Annotated in this window: 14 protein-coding genes and 1 pseudogene; all 15 read right to left on the minus strand. The window is 68.0% G+C overall.

Annotated features, from left to right (window positions below; all coding sequences use genetic code 11):
- Window positions 1–602: 602 nt before the first annotated feature.
- Window positions 603–1,322 (minus strand): annotated as a pseudogene (locus QE444_RS23750) (transcriptional regulator); the annotation flags it as partial.
- A 158-nt stretch (window positions 1,323–1,480) separates the two neighbouring features.
- Window positions 1,481–2,434, minus strand: coding sequence for a GlxA family transcriptional regulator (locus tag QE444_RS23305; protein ID WP_273861895.1), 954 nt, complete (start codon window positions 2,432–2,434; stop codon window positions 1,481–1,483).
- A gap of 217 nt (window positions 2,435–2,651) precedes the next feature.
- A complete protein-coding gene (locus tag QE444_RS23310; RefSeq protein WP_285388861.1) occupies window positions 2,652–3,770 on the minus strand; it encodes a metallophosphoesterase in 1,119 nt (372 codons plus the stop codon).
- A gap of 98 nt (window positions 3,771–3,868) precedes the next feature.
- Complete coding sequence (locus QE444_RS23315) at window positions 3,869–5,161, minus strand: NTP/NDP exchange transporter (protein WP_285388859.1); 1,293 nt, start codon at window positions 5,159–5,161, stop codon at window positions 3,869–3,871.
- On the minus strand, window positions 5,162–6,079 hold the full coding sequence (locus QE444_RS23320) for an aldo/keto reductase (RefSeq protein ID WP_285388856.1): 918 nt from the start codon (window positions 6,077–6,079) through the stop codon (window positions 5,162–5,164).
- Between the two features lie 295 nt (window positions 6,080–6,374).
- Window positions 6,375–7,451 (minus strand): UV DNA damage repair endonuclease UvsE, encoded by a 1,077-nt coding sequence (gene uvsE, locus QE444_RS23325; protein ID WP_187980433.1) that lies wholly within the window; start codon window positions 7,449–7,451, stop codon window positions 6,375–6,377.
- Window positions 7,452–7,853: 402 nt separating this feature from the next.
- Window positions 7,854–9,122, minus strand: coding sequence for a DUF445 domain-containing protein (locus QE444_RS23330; protein WP_187980434.1), 1,269 nt, complete (start codon window positions 9,120–9,122; stop codon window positions 7,854–7,856).
- 49 nt (window positions 9,123–9,171) lie between these two features.
- On the minus strand, window positions 9,172–10,281 hold the full coding sequence (locus tag QE444_RS23335; protein ID WP_285388854.1) for a Gfo/Idh/MocA family protein: 1,110 nt from the start codon (window positions 10,279–10,281) through the stop codon (window positions 9,172–9,174).
- Between the two features lie 187 nt (window positions 10,282–10,468).
- Window positions 10,469–11,494: an ABC transporter permease gene (locus QE444_RS23340; RefSeq protein ID WP_133861581.1), complete on the minus strand. Its 1,026-nt coding sequence runs from the start codon at window positions 11,492–11,494 to the stop codon at window positions 10,469–10,471.
- A 59-nt stretch (window positions 11,495–11,553) separates the two neighbouring features.
- Window positions 11,554–13,107: a sugar ABC transporter ATP-binding protein gene (locus QE444_RS23345; protein ID WP_285388852.1), complete on the minus strand. Its 1,554-nt coding sequence runs from the start codon at window positions 13,105–13,107 to the stop codon at window positions 11,554–11,556.
- Between the two features lie 439 nt (window positions 13,108–13,546).
- Window positions 13,547–14,473, minus strand: a complete 927-nt coding sequence (locus QE444_RS23350; protein WP_187980435.1) for a sugar ABC transporter substrate-binding protein — start codon at window positions 14,471–14,473, stop codon at window positions 13,547–13,549.
- Window positions 14,474–14,602: 129 nt separating this feature from the next.
- A complete protein-coding gene (locus QE444_RS23355; protein ID WP_158896923.1) occupies window positions 14,603–14,773 on the minus strand; it encodes a hypothetical protein in 171 nt (56 codons plus the stop codon).
- Between the two features lie 111 nt (window positions 14,774–14,884).
- On the minus strand, window positions 14,885–15,979 hold the full coding sequence (locus QE444_RS23360) for a Gfo/Idh/MocA family protein (RefSeq protein ID WP_273861907.1): 1,095 nt from the start codon (window positions 15,977–15,979) through the stop codon (window positions 14,885–14,887).
- Between the two features lie 42 nt (window positions 15,980–16,021).
- A complete protein-coding gene (locus QE444_RS23365; RefSeq protein WP_133861585.1) occupies window positions 16,022–17,032 on the minus strand; it encodes a Gfo/Idh/MocA family protein in 1,011 nt (336 codons plus the stop codon).
- 43 nt (window positions 17,033–17,075) lie between these two features.
- A complete protein-coding gene (gene iolD / locus QE444_RS23370; protein WP_285388845.1) occupies window positions 17,076–19,013 on the minus strand; it encodes a 3D-(3,5/4)-trihydroxycyclohexane-1,2-dione acylhydrolase (decyclizing) in 1,938 nt (645 codons plus the stop codon).

Below are 19,013 nucleotides of genomic sequence, written 5' to 3' on the forward strand. Positions count from 1 at the left end.
TCCACCAGGATCAGCGACTTCTCCACCAGTTGCCCCAGCAGGGGGATGAAGTGCGCCTCCTCCAGCCCGCGCTGCGCCGCCAGCGCCAGGGCCTCGCTGCGACTGAAGCGCTCGCCGGCCTCGGCCAGGGTCGCCAGCACCGCGAATTCCGACTCGCCCAGGCTGTGCAGACTCCAGTCCAGCATGGCGCCGAGACTGCGTTGCCGCTGCGCCGCGGTCCGCCGCCCCTGGACACTGAGGTAGTAGCCGCCTTCGAGTTGCGCCAGCACTCCGTTCAGGCCCTGGGCCGCCACCTGCTCGGCGAGGATCTCCAGCGCCAGGGGCACGCCCTCGCTGCGCCGACAGATCTCGCCGACCAGTTGCACGTCGGCCGGCTGCAGTCGCAGCCCCGGCAGCCGCGCCCGGGCGCGTCGGACGAACAGGCGAAAGGCCGGTTCGCGCATGGCCTCGCGCAGGTGGTGCGAGGGTGGATTCGCGATCGGCAACGGTGCCAGGCGCAACACGGCCTCTCCCTCCACCCGCAGGGCCTCGCGACTGGTGACCAGCACCCTGAGCTGCGAACAGCCTTGCAGCAGATTTTCCACCAGCCAGGCCGCCGGCTCGACCAGCCGCTCGGCATTGTCCAGCACCAGCAGCAGGCGGCGCGTGGCCAGGGCTTCCTGCAGCGCCGGCAGACCGCTGCCGCTGGCGAGGCCCAGGTCGCTGGCGAGGCGCTCCACCAGCGCCATCATGTGGCCCAGTGCGGCGAGATCGAGACTCTGTATCCCGTCGGCAAAGTCCTCCGCCAGCACGGGCAGCAGATGCTGGACCAGCAGCGACTTGCCGACACCGCCGGTGCCCACCACCGACACCAGGCGGCGCTGGGCAAGCAACCGGCGCAGTTCGACCAGGCTGGTGTCGCGACCTTCCAGGGGCGTCAGCGGCGGTGACGTCTCGACCAGGGGTATCAGGTCGCCTTCGCCCAGCCGCTCCACCGGCGGCGCGAAGCCGTAGCCGCGCTGGCGGACGCTGAGGATGGGATCGTCGGCGCTGTAGGGGCGCAGCACCCGGCGCAGGGCCGAGATGTGCACCCGCAGATTGATGTCCTCGACGACGCTCCCGGGCCAGACCCTCGTCATCAGGATCTGCTTGTCGACCAGCTCCCCAGGGTGTTCCAGCAGCACCCGCAGGATGTCCAGCGCCCGCCCGCGCAGGGGCAGCACGCGCTCGCCATCGAGCAACAGGCGCCGTCGCGCATCCAGGACCAGGCCGCAGAAGCGGAAGGCACTGGCGTCTTCCAGGGACTTGAGCTCTTGCATGACCATGCCGCGCCACGCCGCCATGGGTCGCCGGGGGTACTCCTTCCCGGCGCCCGCGGGCGTCTGCGCCTCTCCTTAGCCGATAGGTAGGACCATTCTGGCCGCTGCCCAGGCAGGTTGTACGACGATCTACGGCCAGAAGCTGCCATCGATGGGCGTGATACCGCCATCAGCCGCCGATTTCAGCTGAATTGATAGCGGTACTGCGCCGGGGTCAGGCCCAGATGGCTCTGGAAGGCAGCGCGCATGCAGCGGTCGCTGGCGAAGCCGCTGCGAAAGGCCACCGTCTTCAGCGGCAGCTCGGAGGTCTCCAGCAATCCACGGGCGTGATCGATGCGCGCGCGCAGGACGAACTCCAGCGGCGTCATGCCGGTGTCGCGCTTGAACACCCGGGCGAAGTTGCGGGTGCCCATGGTCGCCAGCTCGGCGAGCCGGCTGATCGAATAGGCCTGGTCGATGTTCGCCACGACGTGGTGCTGCACCCGGGTGATGGCGGTGGCCGCCTCGGGTTCGTCGAACAGCGGACTGAACTGGGCCTGCTTGCCCTGCCGCTGGGTCACCACCACCAGCACCTTGGCCACCTCCCGGGCGATGGCCTTGCCATGGTCCTCGGCCACCAGCGCCAGCGCCAGGTCGATGCCGGCGGTGACCCCGGCCGAGCTCAGCAGCGGGCCATCGCTCAGGTAGATGTCATCGGCGGTCACCTGGGCACGGGGAAAGCGCCGCGCCAGGCGCTCGCGATAATTCCAGTGGGTGGTCACCCGCCGGCCATCGAGCAGGCCGGCACTGCCCAGCAGAAAGGTACCGGTGCAGACCGCCCCGTAGCGCGCGCACTGCGCGGGCACCTGGCGCAGCCAGGCCGCGACGTCCGGATGGGGCTCCAGATAGGCGCCCGGCCCGCCGGGCACCAGCAGCAGGTCATAGGCCGCGGGCGGCTGCTGGGTGGTGAGCTCCGTGCGTATCGTCATGCCATTGGAACAACGCAGGGTCCGTCGCCGCCCGGCGGCGATGGTCACGATGCGATAGTGGTCAGCCGCGGCCAGATAGCGATTGGCGATGGAAAACACCTCCACCGGCCCGGCGAAATCCAGCATCAGCACCTCGGGGACCAGCAAGAAAGCCACTGTCCTCGTCATGGCGATACATCCTTATCCGTGTTGCAGTTGGTCCTTGAACGCTGGGGCGTCCGGGTGAATGCAGGGACGAGGATAAGGATCTGTCCCCTGAGGACAAGCAGTGGCAAAAGGCCATCCATCTGCCTTTTGCCTTGCGCGATCAGGGCTCGAAGCGCCCAGGGGCTCTGGATCGGGATTCCTGGCGTGTCGGATGCGGATACCGCCGCTTCGCCTGCCGCTACCCTTTTCGCAACCTGATCAGGGTGATCTCGCTCGGCGCGCCGAATCTCAGCGGTGGGCCCCAGTAGCCGGTGCCGCGGCTGATGTAGACGGTCAACCGATCCAGGCGGTGGATGCCGGCGACCCAGGGTTGCTGCAGGCGCACGAAGTGCATCCAGGGCCAGAACTGGCCGCCGTGGGTGTGGCCGGAGAGCTGCAGGTCGGCGCCGGCGGCGGCGGCCTTGGGCGCCGAGCGCGGCTGGTGGGCCAGCAGCAGGCGGAACAGCCCTTGCGGGGCGTTGGCGAAGGCGATCGCGGCGTCGCTGCGGTGGCTCGGCACATAGAGCGGCGCCGAGTAGTCGGTGATGCCGGCCAGTACGAAGGGCGTGCCCTGGTGCTGTAGCACCCGATGCTCGTCGAGCAGCACGGTCAGGCCCTGCTCGCGCCAGGTGCGTACCCAGGCTTCGGCGCCGGAATAGTATTCGTGATTGCCGGTGATGGCATAGGTGCCCAGGCGCGCCTTGAGTTGTTGCAGCGGCAGGAATTCCTGGCGCAGTTCGGCCACCTTGCCGTCCACCAGGTCACCGGTGATGGCCACCAGGTCGGCGTCCAGACCGTTGACCCGCTCGACGATGCGTTGCAGATAGCCGGCCTTGATGGTCGGGCCGATGTGCAGGTCGCTGAGCTGGACGATGCTCAGGCCGTCCAGGCCAGCGGGGAGCGTCGGCAAGGCCACGTCCACCTCTTTGACCTTGGCGGTACGGCGGGCGTTGTAGACGCTGCGCAGCGCCACCAGCAGCACCAGCCCCAGCACCACCCAGGCGCTGCCGACGCGCCAGGCGGCGTCCAGCGGGTGGCCGACCAGGCTGGCGAGCGCCACCACCAGGCCGCGCAGCAGACTGAACACCGCCAGGCTGGAAAACACGCCCATGGCGATCAGCGCCGCCCAGGCCAGCAGGCGCGAGTTCATGTCCCGCGAGCGAAAGCCCAGGGGCACCAGCACGAAGGACAGGATCAGCAGGGCCCAGAACGGCAGCTGGGCGACAGGCGACAGCCCGAGGTCACCGATGACACTGAGGCCGATGAACAGGTGCAGGGCGAACAGGACCAGGTACATCATGGCGCGGGAGCGGAACATGGAGGGCCTTGAGGCAGGAAGAAGGCCTTACCTTAGCACCCTGCAGGGCGCCTCTCGGAGCCCCGGGCTGTTTCCGGCTACAACGATTCAGCCGGTATTCAGCGCCGCTCCGCCTCGTCGGCCTGGGCCGCCTGGTCCGCCCGCCGGCCCAGGTAGAAGCCGAGCCAGGCCCAGAGCGCCGCGCAACCGGCGCCCACCAGCGCCGGCAGCCAGGCGCCATGGCCGAGCAGGTCCAGCAGACTCTTGGCCCAGCCGCTGGCGGCGTCACCGGCGCGATAGACCACAGTGTCGATGAAGTTCTTGGCCTTGTACTGGGTCTCGGCGTCCAGCGGCGCGAAGAGCATCTCGCGGCCCGGGCGGATGAAGGCGTATTCGCCGATCCGCCTGACGATCATCAGCCCCGCCAGCATGGCGAAGGTGGGCAGCAGCGCGAGGCCCAGGAAGCCGATGCACATCAGCAGCGGCACCCCGGCCAGGAGCACCCGCACCCCGAGGCGCTGGGCCAGGCGGCCGGTGATCAGCACCTGGCTGGCCAGGGCGCCGGCCTGGACCACGAAATCCAGCAGGCCGAACACCTGCACCTGGCGGGAGCGGTCGGGAAACAGCTCGGCCACCAGGCGTGCCTGTTCGAAGTAGAGAAAGGTGCTGACCGTGGCCAGCAGGATGACGAAGGCGCTCACCGCCAGCAGATAGGGGGAGGCCAGCACCCGGGTCAGGCCGCTGAAGGGATTGCCGGCGACCGGGCGCCGCGGGCTTTCGGTCGGTGGCGCCCCTGGCCGCCCGGCGCCCCGGGTCTCGCGCCAGCCCATCAGATAGGCCTTGAGCCTGAGCGCCAGAAGCAGCAGCACGGCGGCCAGCAGCGCCAGGCCCGCCTCGCCGACCCGGGGCGCCAGGGCGGCGGCCAGTACCGGCCCGAGCAGCCCGCCGACACTGGCCCCGGCGGCGATGAAGGCGAACAGCCGCCGCGCCTGGGCGCCGTCGAAGACATCGGCCATCAGACTCCAGGCTACCGAGACCACGAAGAGGTTGTAGACCGATATCCAGACATAGAAGGCACGCGCCAGCCAGACGCTGTCGCCCAGGCTGGCGAAGCAGGCGGCGAACGCCAGCAGGTTGAGCGCGAAGCAGCCGTAGACCCAGTCGACGAAGCGAATCCGCGCCACCCGCGAGTTGAGCCAGGCGAACAGCGGCACGGCGAGCAGCATCACCAGGAAGGTGGCGGTGAACAGCCACTGCAGGTTCTCCACGCCACCGGCGATGCCCATGGCCTCGCGGATCGGCCGCAGCATGAAGTAGCCGGCGAACAGGCAGAGAAACAGCGCAAAGCCGGCCAGGGCCGCGGACGACTCGCCGGCGCGGGCGTCGAGGACGCGACCGAGCCAATCCTTCATCTAGGCGAACAGCCCGGCGATGGCCTCACGCTGGCGTGCATCAGGCAGGCGACCGCGACCGGCCTGGAGGTTATCGATCATGTAGCGTGGGTTGCTGGTGGCCGGGATCACCGCGGTCACCGCCGGGTCGGCGAGGATGAACTTGAGCAGCAGTTGCGCCCAGCTGGTCGCGCCCAGTTCAGCGGCCAGGGCTGGCAGCGGCTTGCCACGGGTGCCGGAGAGCAGATTACCGCGCTGGAAGGGGCGATTGATCAGCACGGCGATGCCCTGGTCGCGGCAATAGGGCAGCAGGCGTTTCTCGGCTTCGCGCTCGCCCACCGAATAGTTGAACTGCACGAAGTCGACCTTTTCCTGCTTCAGCGTGGCGAGCAGATCGTCCAGCGCCGCTTCGCGATAGTGGGTGACACCGACATAGCGCACCTTGCCGCCCTGCTGCTGTTCGCGCAGCAGGGCCAGTTGGTTGGCGGTGTCCTGCAGATTGTGCACCTGGACCAGGTCCAGGCGTTCGGTCTGCAGGGCCTTGAAGCTGGCGGCCAGTTGCGCCGCGCCGCGTTCGCGCCCGGTGGACGACACCTTGGTGGCGAGAAAGACCCGCTCGCGAGCCTGGGCCCGCTTCACCAGCTCGCCGGCCACCCGCTCGGAATTGCCATAGCTGGGCGCGGTGTCGATGAGGGTGCCGCCGCCGTCGAGCAACGCCTTGAGTACCTCCTGCAGTGGCGCCAGGGCGGCATCGTTCAGCTCGACATCGAGATTGCCCGAGGTGCCCAGGCCGATGACGGGCAGGGCTTCGCCGCTGCGCGGGATCTTGCGGGTCAGCAACGGCTCGGCGGCCTGGGCGCTCTGCCACAGCCAGGGCGCGGCGGTGACCGCGGCGGCCAGGGCGGTGGTGGTCTGCAGGAAATGGCGACGGGTCGGCATGGCGGGCCTCGCGACGATCGAATTCGGAAGGATGACCCTTGAGTTAAGCGGTTCTTCCAGCCGACCGCCCACCGGGCTCATTGCGGCATGTTGCGAATGAAGGCCCGCCCGTAGGTTGGCGCTGAGCGCAGCGAAGCCCAACGGTGCCCAGGGTTGAAACTCTCCGTTGGGCTTCGACGATGAAGCCGTCTCAGCGCCAACCTACGTACCGAATCCCGTAGCGTGGACAACGGCGAAGCCTTGTCCACTGGTTAGCTCTGACTGCCCAGTGGAAAACGCTGCGCGGTTTTCCGCGCTACGGGTTGGCGGCATCCTGGCCCGCAAGAATCCCGTGATCCGCCGGCGGCAGCGTGCCGTCGCCACCCAGGTAGCGGTCGTAGAAATCCCGCACCGTGACGTTCTTGTGCTTGGCCTCGAACATGATGTCGAAGCGGTCGAGAAACTGGCAGGCGTAGCGGTTGCACCAGTCGTTCCACATCATGTCGCTGTGGGCATAGAGCAGCCGCCTGCTGATCTGCTGCAGCAGGAACCTGATGTCGATCCGCTCGCTGGGCGAAACGCCCATTTCCATCAGGGCTTCCGGCGGCTGGGAGTAGTGCATGGCCGGCCGCACGCCGCGCCAGCTGTCGATGATCCTGGCCACCCGTGGCTCCCAGGGATCGATGTAGGCCTCTTCGTGGATCCAGCAGTGGTGGATGTCCAGCACCACCGGGGCGAGATCGGCCAGTTGCAGGCAGTCGTCGACGCCATAGGTCTTTTCATCGTTCTCGAAGGTGATGCAGTTGCGCGCCTCGCTCGACAGACGCGACCAGATCGCGCGGATGCCGGGCACGCCCAGGCGGCCAGCGATGTGCACATTGCACTTGAAGTCCTGGAATTTCTGGCCGTAGCCCATCAGGCGGATCATGTCGGCGTGGTATTCGAATTCCTTCAGGCTGTTCTCCACCACCTCGGGGCGATCCGAGCCCAGCACGCAGAATTGCCCGGGGTGCAGCGACAGCCGCACATCGCGGCGGCGGGCCAGTTCGCCCAGCCGACCGAAGCGATCCTCCAGCAACGCCTGGAGCTCCTGGGAACGATAGAAGTAGGCGAATTCGGCGTGGCTGTAGAAGGGCAGCAGATCGCTGCTCAGGCGCAGCATGCGCAGATTGTCCGGCAGGTCGGCGACGTGCTCGACGAATCTCAGCTGGGCATCCAGGTTGTGGGTGACCACGTCCAGCAACTTGGCCTCGGCGGCGGCGCGTTCGACGCTGCCGAGCCAGCGCAGGGTAGTGGTGCGGGTATTGAAGGCCCGCTCGACCTGCTCCAGCGCCTTGAGCGACAGACTGCGCTCGGGATGACGGTACATGCAGGCAAAGCCGATTCGATACATGGGACGCTCGGGACAGGGACTATGGGCTTTAGTCCGCGCGGCGCCGCCTGGGTGCGGGTGGGGTGATGGGTGGAGGGGGCTTGGCGTCTGGCGTCCGGGTTTGCCCTCACCCCGGCCCTCTCCCAGGGGGAGAGGGGCTGGCCTGGCAGCAGGGCTTAGCTATGGGTGCTCAGGGCTATCGCGGCCATGGCGGTCCGCCGATGCGGTCGATTGGGTTTGGTTTATCGCGGCCATGGGCCGCTCCTACAGGCTCGGGTTTAGTGTAGGAGCGGCCCATGGCCGCGATCGAGCCCCTACCCCGACCCCGACCCCGACCCCGACCCCGACCCCGACCACACTGTCAGAGCATGCAGCGGTAGGGTGGAAAACGGCGTAGCCTTTTCCACGTGTGCTCTGGCTGCCCTACCCCGGCCCCAACCACTGCGTCAGGGCATGCAGCACCAGCCCCACCAGGCCGCCCACGAGGGTGCCGTTGATGCGGATGAACTGCAGGTCCTTGCCGACGCTCTGTTCCAGTTGCTGGACCAGCTCGTCGGTGTCCCAGGCGGCCACGCGGGCGGCGATGTAGTCGCCGATTCGCTGGCGGTTGCGGTCGATGAAGGGCGGCGCCACGGCCATCAGCTGCTCGTTGATCCAGCGTCGCATGGCTTCGTCGCGACTCAGGGTGTCGCCCAGCTCGGCCAGCAGCCGGCCCAGGCGCCGGCGGATGCGCGAATCCGGGGCGGCGAGATCGGCCTGCAGCCAGTTCACCAGTTGGTCCCACAGCTCCTGCAGATAACCCGCCAGCGCCGGGTGCTCCAGCAGCCGGTCGCGCAGTTGTTCGCCGCGCAGGCGAAAGGCCGGGTCCTCCTTGAGGCGCTCGATGAAGCTGACCAGATAGCCATCGAAGTGCCGGCGCAACTCGTGCTCGCGGTCATGGCTGATCTCGCCGATCAGGCGCGACACCGCCTGCACCACCTTGATCGCCGACCAGCGCCCGACCCGTTCGTCCAGGCCCAGGTACTTCAGGGTACGCAGCTCGCCGCCGATGGTGCGGGCGATCAGCGCCTGGGTGTCTTCGTCCTGCAGCAGGCGATCGATCTCCTGCAGCACCTCGTCGAGCACCGCCTGATGGCGACCGTCGGCGGTCAGCATGTCGAGCAGTTCGCCGGACAGCGCCGCCACGTCCAGGCGCTGCAGCCGCTCCACCGCTACCCGGCGGATGAAGGCCTGCACCCGCACTTCGCGCAGGGCTTCCAGGGAATAGCGGGCGACGCCGGTGGCCTGGCTGGCCACCGCGGCGGCGTTGTCCGGCTGGCGCAACCAGCCGGCCAGGCGCCCGGCGGCGTCCAGTTCCTCCAGCTTGGCCAGCACCTGGGGCGTGGCGAGGAAGTGCAGGCAGATGAAGTCCGACAGCTTGCGCCCGACCCCGGCCTTGTTGCGCGGGATGATGGCGGTGTGGGGAATCGGCAGGCCCAGCGGATGGCGGAACAGCGCGGTCACCGCGAACCAGTCGGCGATGGCCCCGACCATGGCCGCCTCGGCGAAGGCGGCGGCGTAGCCCCAGGCCGGATGGCTGGCCTCGAGGGCAGTGGCCAGGCAGTAGAGCGCGGCCGCTAGGAACAGCAGCAGCAGCGCGATGAGCTTCATGCGCCGGACCGGGGTGAGGCCGTCGCCGGAGAGTGTGGTCATGGAAGAGGGACAGTCCTCGCGCGGGATGATCCCAGCATCCTACCCCAGACTAGAGCCTGACCCAGCGCTCCTCCTGGGCCGATTGCCGCGCGGCCTGGGCCAGGCGTTCCACTTCCCAGGCTTCCTGGAAGTCGACACCGGTGTGTCCGGGGTTGCCGCCCAGGGCCTCCAGCAGCGAGCGGACCTCCAGGGTCTTGAGTTCGTTGTAGCCGAGCTGGTGGCCAGGGGCCGGGCAGAAGGCGGCGTAGTCCGGCAGGTGCGGACCGGCCAGCAGGGTACGGAAACCGGCCAGGCCCGGACGGTCGCCGACCTGGTAGAGGCGCAGTTCGTTGAGCCGCTCCTGGTCGAAACTGAGGGTGCCGCGGGTGCCGCAGACCTCGAAGGCCAGGCGATTCTTGCGCCCGTGCTTGAGCCAGCTGGTGGTCAGGGTGCCGCGGGCGCCACTGGCGAAACGCAGCAGCAGATGGGCCTGGTCGTCGATCTCAACCGTCCCGGTGCCGCCCTGGTGGGGCCGCTGGCCATGGGCGGTGTGCAGATCGGCGCAGAGCGCCGCCACCGGGCCGAGCAGGAAGCGCGCCAGCGACAGGATATGGCTGCCCAGGTCGGCCAGGGCGCCGCCAGCCTGGCGGGTCTCGCAGCGCCAGGTGAAGGGCCCCTGGGGATCGCCCATGAAGTCTTCGCTGAATTCGCCGCTGAAGCTGACGATCTCGCCCAGTTCGCCGCTGTCGATTAGCTCACGCGCCTGCCTGAGCATGGGATTCTGCAGGTAGTTGTAGCCGACCCGGTTGACCACCCCGGCCTGGCGCGCGGCGTCGCGCATTTGCGTCGCCTCCTCCAGGCTCACCGCCAGGGGCTTTTCGCAGTAGACCGCCTTGCCCGCCGCCAGGGCGGCCAGGGCCATGGGCGCGTGCAGCAGATTGGGGGTGGTGATGGCCACCAGCTCGACCTGGGGATCGGCGATCAGGCTTTCCCAATCGCAGCTGCGGGTGAAGCCCCAGGCGTCGGCGCAGCGAGCGGCGCGCTCCGGATCGGCGTCGGCCAGGGCCACCAGCCGCGGGCGGACCGGGAGCGCGAAGCTGCTCGCCGCGTGATGGAAGGCCTGGGCATGGGCATGACCCATGAAGCCGGTGCCGATCAGACCGATGCCGATGTCGCGCATGTCGTTCTCCGTCAGGGGTGTAGAAAGACCCGGCCGGCCAAGCCAGTAGCCGACCGGGTAAAAGGGAAGACGGGTGCAGGCTTGGCCCTCACCCCGGCCCTCTCCCTGAGGGAGAGGGGGAAGAGCTGTCAGGTGCAGGCGCAGTCCTCACCCTCCCCTCTCCCAGGGAGAGGGGAAGGCGCCAGCCCTAGCGCTTGGCCTTGCGCTTGTTGCGGTACTGGTCGATGACCACGGCGACCACGATGATCAGGCCCTTGATGATGTCCTGGACGTAGGCGTCCACCCCGAGGAAGGTGAAGCCGCTGGCCATGGTGCCGAGGATCAGGGCGCCGATCACGGTGCCGGTGATGCGCCCTACCCCACCCGCCAGGCTGGTGCCGCCGATCACCGCCGCGGCGATGGCGTCCAGTTCGTAGGACATGCCCATGCCCGCCTGGCCGGTGGCGGCGCGCGCCGAGGCCACGACCCCGGCCAGGCCCGCCAGCAGGCCGGCGATGCTGTAGACGATGATCAGGTGCTTCTTGACGTTGATGCCGGAGATGCGCGCGGCCTGCATGTTGCCGCCGATAGCATAGGTGTACTTGCCGTACTTGGTGTAGCGCAGGGCGATGTGGAAGATCACCGCCACCACCAGGAAGATGATCACCGGCATGGCCCCGGCGCCGATGGCGGTGTAGTTGTCGGACAGCATGCTGATCGGCTGGCCTTCAGTGTAGTAGCGCGCCAGGCCGCGGGCCGAGACCATCATGCCGAGGGTGGCGATGAAGGGCGGGATGCCGGTGACGGCGATGATGCTGCCGTTGATGGCGCCGGCCAGCAGCCCCACCCCGAGGCCGGCCATGACCGGCACCCAGACCGGCAGGTCGGTCAGCGAGGGAAACACCGCCCGGCCGAAGTCCGAGCCCTGGGCCAGACTCGCCGCCACCATGGCCGACAGTGCCAGCACCGAGCCGGAGGAGAGGTCGATGCCGGTGGTGATGATCACCTGGGTCACGGCGATGGCCAGCAGGCCGATGATCGAGACCTGCAGGATCATCAGCACCAGGCGCTGGGAATTCATCAGGAAGCTCTGGTCACGCAGGACCCAGCCGAAGGCCTCGAAGGCCAGGCCGATGCCCAGCAGCACCAGCAGGATGCCCAGTTCGGTGGGAATGCGGCGCCGCGGGCGCGCGCTGGGTAGCTCGGCGGTTTTCTTGTCCAGGAGGGCACTCATCTTGTTCTACCTCTTGTATGCCGGGAGCGATGGGCGCAGCCCACCGCGCGAAGGATGCGCTAGTGCAGTACGGGATTGCCCGAGGCCAGGTGCATGACCCGCTCCTGGGTCGCTTCGCCGCGATCGAGAAAGCCGGTGACGGTGCCTTCGTGCATCACCATCACCCGGTCACTCATGCCCAGGACCTCGGGCAGTTCGGAAGAAATCATGATCACCGCCAGGCCCTCGGCGGCCAGCTTGGCGATCAACCGGTAGATCTCGGCCTTGGCGCCGACGTCGATGCCGCGGGTGGGTTCGTCGAGGATGAGGATGCGCGGCCGGGTCATCAGCCAGCGGGCGATCAGCGCCTTCTGCTGGTTGCCGCCGGAGAGATTGGCGATGCACTGGTCCAGCGAGGGGGTCTTCACCCGCAGTTGCTGGCGCATCTCCTCGCAGAGCTGGTCGAGGCGCTGCTGCTGCACGAAGCCGCCGCTGGCGAAACCATTCAGCACCGCCACCTCCATGTTTTCACCCACCGACAGGCAGGAAAAGATGCCGGTGTCCTTGCGGTCTTCGGTGAGCAGCGCCAGGCCTTTCTGGATCGCCAGATGAGGATCGCTCATCCGTACCGGCCGGCCGTCGATGCGGATCTCGCCCGCCGTGGCCGGGGTCACCCCGAACAGCGTCTCGGCGACATTGGTGCGCCCCGAGCCCATCAGTCCGGCGATGCCCAGCACCTCGCCGGCGCGCAGGTCGAAGGAGACGCCGGAGAACACTCCGTCGAGGCCCAGGTCGCGCACCGACAGCAGCACCTCGTCGCGCGGCGCGGTGCGCTCCGGGAACAGCTGGGTCAGTTCGCGCCCTACCATCATGGCGATCAGGCCGTCACCGTTCATACTGTCGGCGCGCTGCAGGCCGATGTACTGGCCGTCGCGGAACACCGCGACCTCGTCGGCGATCTGGAACACCTCGTCCATCTTGTGGGTGATGTAGACGATGCCCTTACCCTGGGCCTTGAGGTCGGCGATGATGGAAAACAGGTGCGCCACCTCGGTCTCGGTGATGGCCGAGGTGGGTTCGTCCATGATCAGCACATCGCTGTCGTAGGACACCGCCTTGGCGATCTCCACCATCTGCCGCCCGGCGATGGACAGGCTGCCCACGCTGTCTTCCGGGTCCAGGGCGATGCGCAGTCGGTCCAGCAGCGCCTGGGTCTGGCGACGCATCTTGCCGTGGTCCACCAGGTGCAGGGCATTGAGCGGTTCGCGACCCAGCCAGATGTTCTCGGCGATATCCATGAAGGGCATCAGATTGAGTTCCTGGTGAATCATGGCGATCCCCGACTGCAGTGCCTGCAGCGGCGTCTCGAAGCGCACCGGCACCCCGCGCAGCCGCACCTCGCCGGCATCGGGCTGGTAGATGCCGGCAATGATCTTCATCAGCGTCGACTTGCCCGCGCCGTTCTCGCCCATCAGCGCCAGCACGGTGCCGGGACGCACCCGCAGCTGCACGTGGGACAGCGCCTTGACGCCGGGAAACTCCTTGGTGACGTCGACGATTTCCAGCAGGTATTCGCCGGGCGCGGCCGTGGCCGCGGTGGCGGGAGCGACGGCAGGGGTGGCGGAACTGAGCATGATCACGATCTCCTCGCGGGCGCCGACCAGGCGGCGCGGGTCGCTGGTCAGTAGAGGGCGCTGGGCGAAGGGCTGGCCATGACGGCGCGGGCCAGGTGCAGGCAGGTATCTGGCGGACAGGCGATCGGAGACCTATGCAGGGACAGGGAGCGGGATGGCATGACGGCACCTTTTATTCTTGTTGAAGGGTGCGTTCGCCGGGGCGAGGCACCGCTGTACGTCTTGGCTTGCCCTCGACTCTATTGGAAAATAAATTCCAGTCAATATCTTTTTGGAATTTTTAGGTGATAATCATCGAGGGTCCGCAACCCGCCCGGCGCCGCTGGCAAGGCCCCAGATAGACAAACGGGCGGTCCGTTGCCGGACTGCCCGTTTGCTCTGGAAAGCCGTTCTGGCGCGGCGTCCCGCCCTCGTTCCAGGACGGCGCAGGCGCCTCAGGTCATTTGGTCATGGCCTGGAATTCGGCGACGTTCTCCGGGGTGATCAGGCGGAAGGGAATCAGCACGTTCTGCTCGCCGGGGGTCTTGTTGATCATCTTCAGCGCCGCATCGAGGGCGCCTTCCGCCTGGCCCTTGGCGTCCTGGAACACCGAGACCGTCACCAGGCCACGCTTGATCGCCGCCAGGCCGTCGGGCGTACCGTCGACGCCGGTGACCAGCACGTCCTTCCTGCCGGCCTGGCGCAGGGCCATGGCCGCGCCGATGGCCATCTCGTCGTTGTTGGCGAAGATGGCGTTGAGTTCCTTGCCGGCCAGCAGCCAGTTGCTGGTCAGGTCCATGGACTTGTCGCGCTGCCAGGCCGCGGTCTGCTCCTCGACGATCTTGATGCCCGGATACTTGGCCAGGACTTCCTTCACCCCGGCGGTGCGGTTGTGGGTGGAGTTGTTGGCCAGATCACCCAGCAGGATGGCCACCTGGCCCTTGCCGCCGAGCTTGTCCGCCACGTACTGCGCCTGCAGGCGGCCGGCTTCCTTGTCGTCGGAAGTCACCGCGACCACGCCCGCCGGCAGGGTGGGCTCGTCGGGGCGGCGGTTGATGTAGACGATGGGCACGCCGGCCTTGGTGGCGGCCTCGGTCAGGGTCCGGGTCGCGGCGGTGTCCACCGGATTGACGATGACCGCATCGACCTTCTGGCTGATGAAGCTCTGCACCTGGGTGAGCTGCTTGACCACGTCGTTGCGGGCGTCCTCGAACTGCAGCTGCACGCCGTCGGTCTTGGCCTTCTTGGTCATGTATTCGCGGACATAGGTAAGGTAGTTGTCGTCGAACGACGACATGGTCACCCCGACCTTGAGGTCCGCCAGGGCCGCGCTGCTGCCCAGCAGCAGCGACAGCGCCAGGGTGGCAAAGCGAGTTTTTTTCTGCATGGTTCAGGCTCCATTCGTGGGGTGACGATCAGCGAGGGGATCAGACGGGCGCAACGGCCAGGCGCACCTCGGGCGCCGCGCGGTCTTGAACCGGGCGGAGCCTGGGCGAACGCTGGAAAGACGCGGGAATCAGTGCGGGCGGTAGAACACCGCGGCGCCGGGCGAGGCGCAGAGCACGGCGCCGCTGCGCTCGTGGCAGAACAGCCGGCCGAGCAGGGCGAGCAGTCGGGAGGGACGCTGCACCTTGAGGCGGTGCACGGCGGCGAGGGCGAGACGGAAGGAATGCGTGGAGTGGTTCATGTGACGGCACCTATTATTGTTGTCGGGGCGCACGGCCCTGGTGACTCGTTTCTGCAACTGCTCTCGACTCTATTGGAAATTTAATTCCACAACAAGAGAGAAATAGAAATTTCATTCGACCTGTACGAATGACCGCCGCGCTCGCCCCTGGGCACCTGCCCGCGACCGCTCCGCTGCCTCTTCGAGGCCCTCTACCACCAGGCTTTCCCCCGTACGGGCACTCTGCCGCGCCGCCGCCAGGATCGCCTGGCAGGCCAGTGTTTCCTGCGGCGTGACCGGCAAGGGCGCGCCCTGGGTGAGGGCCGCCAGCCAGCCTTGGTAGAACAGATCCCAGCGGCCCCGTTCGCTCGGTACCCGTGAGCGCTCGTCGCCCACGCTCAGCCAGCCCCAGCGCTGATGCTCCTCGGCGCCCCAGCTGGCCTTTTCGCTGCGCGGGGTCCGCCCCTGGCGCAGGGCCGCGGCCTGGCCATCCAGGCCATCGACGCTATAGGCGCCCCGCTCGCCGACCACCCGCAGCCGCTGGGGACAGTTCTGCAGACCACTGCCCGAGAGGTGCGAGACCACCCCCGAGCGATGGCGCAGGGACAGGAAGAATTCCCGCTCCCGCGCGGGATCGCCACGGCGGAACTGCGCCTCGGCATAGACCCGTTCGACCGGCCCGAACAGCAGCAGCGCCTGGTCCACCAGATGGCTGCCCAGTTCGAGGAGCAGGCCAGCCTCGGCGCCCAGGCCCGCCGCGGCCAGATCGGTCAGTTGCAGGCGCGACTCGAAGAGGCGTACCCGGCCCAGGCGCTTTTCGCGCAGCAGTCGCGCCAGGGTGAGCAGGTCCGAATCCCAGCGGCGCAGCTGCTGGACGCAGAGCGGGACGCCCCGCCGTTCGGCCAGCGCCATCAGGTCCTCGGCCTCTGCCAGGGTGCTCGCCAGCGGCGCCGCGCAGACCACCGGCAAGTCCCGCCGCAACGCTTCCCGCACCTGCGCCGGACGTTCGCCGAGAGGCGTGGCGATCACCAGGCTGTCCACCCCGGCGGCGATCAGCCCGGCCAGGTCGGGATGGCCGGTGACGCCGGGATACGCCTTGGTCAACTCGGCATGCTGCGCCGGCGAGACTGTCACCACACCCACCAGTTGGACGCCCGGGGTGCTGGCGATCAGCGGCGCCTGCAGCAGGCGTCCGAGGCCGTCGTAGCCGACCAGTCCGATTCTCACGGCCGAGGCCTCCCGTGCAGGCAACACATCCCCGCGAGCGACCTAGGCGTAGAAAGCCGGTCGGCTGGGCAGGGTCACCGGCTCGATGGCGCCGCTGTCCTGGGCCTTGATGCAGGCGTCGGCGGTGACCGCGGCGATGTAGCCGTCCCAGGACGACGGCCCGGTCAGCTGGCCGGCGGCGAGGTCGTCGATGAAGGCCTGCAGTTCCACGTCGTAGGCGGCGATGAATCTGTCCTTCCAGTCCATGAGGATCTCGTTGGACAGCCGCGCCTCGCTGCGCAGCTGCACCGAGGTCGGCTCCGGCAGGCGGGCGATGCCGCGCTCGCCGACGATCTCGCACTGGATGTCGTAGCCGTACTGGCAATTGACGAAGACCTCGACGTCGATGCGCACGCCCTTGGCTGTTTCCAGCAGCACCACCTGGGGATCGCGCAGGTGCTCGCGCGCCGCCGGCGCCTTGCGCGGAAAGACCACCTGGGCGGACACGTAATGATCGTCCAGCAGCCAGGCCAGCACGTTGATCTCGTGGATCAGGGTGTCGGTGATGGCCATGTCGGTACTGTAGTGCTCGCTCACCGTGGGATTGCGGTGGGCCGCATGGATCATCAGCGGTGCGCCGATGCGATCGGCGTCGACCACCGCCTTGAGCTGGCGATAGCCGGCATCGTAGGGCCGCATGAAGCCCACCTGCACCAGACGCTTGCCGTGGGCCTGTTCGGCTTCGACGATGCGCCGGCAGCCCTCGGCGGTGGTCGCCAGCGGCTTTTCGCAGAACACCGGCTTGCCGGCGGCGATGGCAGCCAGCACGTACTCCTCGTGGGTCGGCCCCCAGGAGGCGACCAGCACCGCCTGGACGTCCGCCGCGGCGATCAGCGCATGGCCGTCGGCATAGACCTCCGCGGTGATGCCCAGCTCCTGGACCACCCGGGCGGCCTGGTCGGCGTTGATGTCGGTCACCGCCACCACGCGACTGCCCAGCAGGGTGTGGCTCAGGCGGCGGATGTGTTCGCGGCCGATGGCGCCGGTCCCGATGACACCGATGTTCAAGGTCATGACTTCATTCTCCGATTTGGACTTGTTATGGAGTGAGCGGCGCTCAGTATTGGCGGGCCTGGGCGGCGTTTTCCCTGAGCACCCGGGCGACGGCGGCGATCTTTTCGCTGGTGGAGACCTCGGCGCCGCCGACCCGCCACCAGGACAGGTAGCCGTGCAGCATGGTCTTGGGCAGCACCTTGATGTCGATCAGGGTGGAGACCGTCTGCCGACGGGCATCGACCAGGGCCGCTTCCAGCTCCTCCAGGGTGCGCACGCTATAGGTCTTGCAGCCGTAGGCGGCGGCGCTCATGGCGAAGTCCACCGGCACGAAGTCGCCGTCGAGCTTGCCGGTCTCCGGATTGCGATAGCGGAACTCGGTGCCGAAGCTGCCCATGCCGTGGCCGACCTGCAGGTTGTTGATGCAACCGAAGGTCATGTTGTCGAGCAGCACCACGTTGATCTTGCGCCGCTCCTGGATGGAGGTGGCCAGCTCCGAGTGCAGCATCTGGTAGGAACCGTCCCCCACCAGCGCATAGACCTCGCGCTCCGGTTCGGCCAGCTTCACGCCGAGGGCGGCGTTGATCTCGTAGCCCATGCAGGAATAGCCGTATTCCAGGTGGTAGGTGTTGACGCCCTTGCTCTGCCAGGCGCGCTGCAGGTCACCCGGCAGGCTGCCGGCGGCGGCGACGATGATGGCGTCGTCGTCCAGCCGTTCGTTGAGGCGGCCGAGCACCTGGCTCTGGGTCAGGGACGAACCGGTCAGACGGACGAATTCCTCCAGCACCGCGCGCGGCAGATCGTCGTCGATCTCCGGCACGAAGTCGGCGCCGGTGTAGCCGACCGTGTAGACCCGCTCCACCTCCTGACGATAGCGCTCACGCGCCTCCCCCACCTGGCCGCCCCAGCCGGCGCGGTAGTCGGTAGCCCCTAGCGCCTCGGTCAGGGCGTCGAGGGCTTCGCGGGCATCGGCCACCACGGCTAGGCCATCAAGCTTGCCGGCGTCGAAGGCGGCCACGTTGAGATTGAGGAATTCCACCTCGGGATGCTGGTAGAGCCACTTCGAGGAGGTGGTGAAATCGGTGTAGCGGGTGCCGACGCCGATGATCAGATCCGCTTCCCGGGCCAGCAGGTTGGCGGCCAGGCAGCCGGTCTCGCCGATGCCGCCGACATTGAGTTCGTGGCTGGAGACGATGGCGCTCTTGCCGGCCTGGGTCTCGGCGAAGGGAATCTCGAAGCGCTCGGCGAAGCGCTGCAGGGCCGCGGCGGCGCCGGAATACTTCACCCCGCCGCCACAGATCAGCAGCGGCTTGCGCTTGCGCCTGAGCAGCTGCACCGCCTCCGCGATGGCGGCGACCACTGGCGGCCGGCGATCCAGGCGGTGCACCCGCTTGGCGAAGAAGTAGTCGGGATAGTCGTAGGCCTCGCCCTGGACATCCTGGGGCAGCGCCAGCGTCACGGCGCCGGTCTCGGCCGGATCGGTCAGCACGCGCATGGCGTTGATCGCCGCGCTCATCAGCTGCTCGGGGCGGTTGATGCGATCCCAGTACTTGCTCACCGCGCGGAAGGCATCGTTGGTGCTGATCGACAGGTCGTGGAATTGCTCGATCTGCTGCAGCACCGGATCGGGCTGGCGACTGGCATAGACGTCGCCGGGCAACAGCAGCAGCGGGATGCGGTTGGCGGTGGCGGTGGCCGCGGCGGTCAGCATGTTGGCCGCGCCCGGCCCCACCGAGGAGGTGCAGGCATAGATCTGCCGACGCAGCTTCTGCTTGGCGAAACCCGTGGCGGCATGGGCCATGCCCTGCTCGTTGCGTCCCTGGTGCACCACCAGCTCTCCGGCGTCCTGCTCCAGCGCCTGGCCCAGGCCGAGCACGTTGCCGTGGCCGAAGATGGTGAAGACGCCGGCGACGAATCTGGTCTCGACGCCATCGACGCTGAGGTACTGGTTGTCGAGAAATTTCACCAGGGCCTGGGCCATGGTCAGACGTTGGGTGCTCAT

Origin of the sequence: Pseudomonas sp. SORGH_AS_0199 (genome assembly GCF_031453735.1) — a bacterium.
Taxonomy (GTDB): domain Bacteria; phylum Pseudomonadota; class Gammaproteobacteria; order Pseudomonadales; family Pseudomonadaceae; genus Chryseomonas; species Chryseomonas aestiva.

Bases quoted from the DNA above. Each gene is read 5' to 3' on its own strand.
- QE444_RS23305 (WP_273861895.1), bottom strand. From the start codon at position 2,434: ATGACGAGGACAGTGGCTTTCTTGCTGGTCCCCGAGGTGCTGATGCTG.
- QE444_RS23310 (WP_285388861.1), bottom strand. From the start codon at position 3,770: ATGTTCCGCTCCCGCGCCATGATGTACCTGGTCCTGTTCGCCCTGCAC.
- QE444_RS23315 (WP_285388859.1), bottom strand. From the start codon at position 5,161: ATGAAGGATTGGCTCGGTCGCGTCCTCGACGCCCGCGCCGGCGAGTCG.
- QE444_RS23320 (WP_285388856.1), bottom strand. From the start codon at position 6,079: ATGCCGACCCGTCGCCATTTCCTGCAGACCACCACCGCCCTGGCCGCC.
- uvsE (WP_187980433.1), bottom strand. From the start codon at position 7,451: ATGTATCGAATCGGCTTTGCCTGCATGTACCGTCATCCCGAGCGCAGT.
- QE444_RS23330 (WP_187980434.1), bottom strand. From the start codon at position 9,122: ATGACCACACTCTCCGGCGACGGCCTCACCCCGGTCCGGCGCATGAAG.
- QE444_RS23335 (WP_285388854.1), bottom strand. From the start codon at position 10,281: ATGCGCGACATCGGCATCGGTCTGATCGGCACCGGCTTCATGGGTCAT.
- QE444_RS23340 (WP_133861581.1), bottom strand. From the start codon at position 11,494: ATGAGTGCCCTCCTGGACAAGAAAACCGCCGAGCTACCCAGCGCGCGC.
- QE444_RS23345 (WP_285388852.1), bottom strand. From the start codon at position 13,107: ATGCTCAGTTCCGCCACCCCTGCCGTCGCTCCCGCCACCGCGGCCACG.
- QE444_RS23350 (WP_187980435.1), bottom strand. From the start codon at position 14,473: ATGCAGAAAAAAACTCGCTTTGCCACCCTGGCGCTGTCGCTGCTGCTG.
- QE444_RS23355 (WP_158896923.1), bottom strand. From the start codon at position 14,773: ATGAACCACTCCACGCATTCCTTCCGTCTCGCCCTCGCCGCCGTGCAC.
- QE444_RS23365 (WP_133861585.1), bottom strand. From the start codon at position 17,032: ATGACCTTGAACATCGGTGTCATCGGGACCGGCGCCATCGGCCGCGAA.
- iolD (WP_285388845.1), bottom strand. From the start codon at position 19,013: ATGAGCACCCAACGTCTGACCATGGCCCAGGCCCTGGTGAAATTTCTC.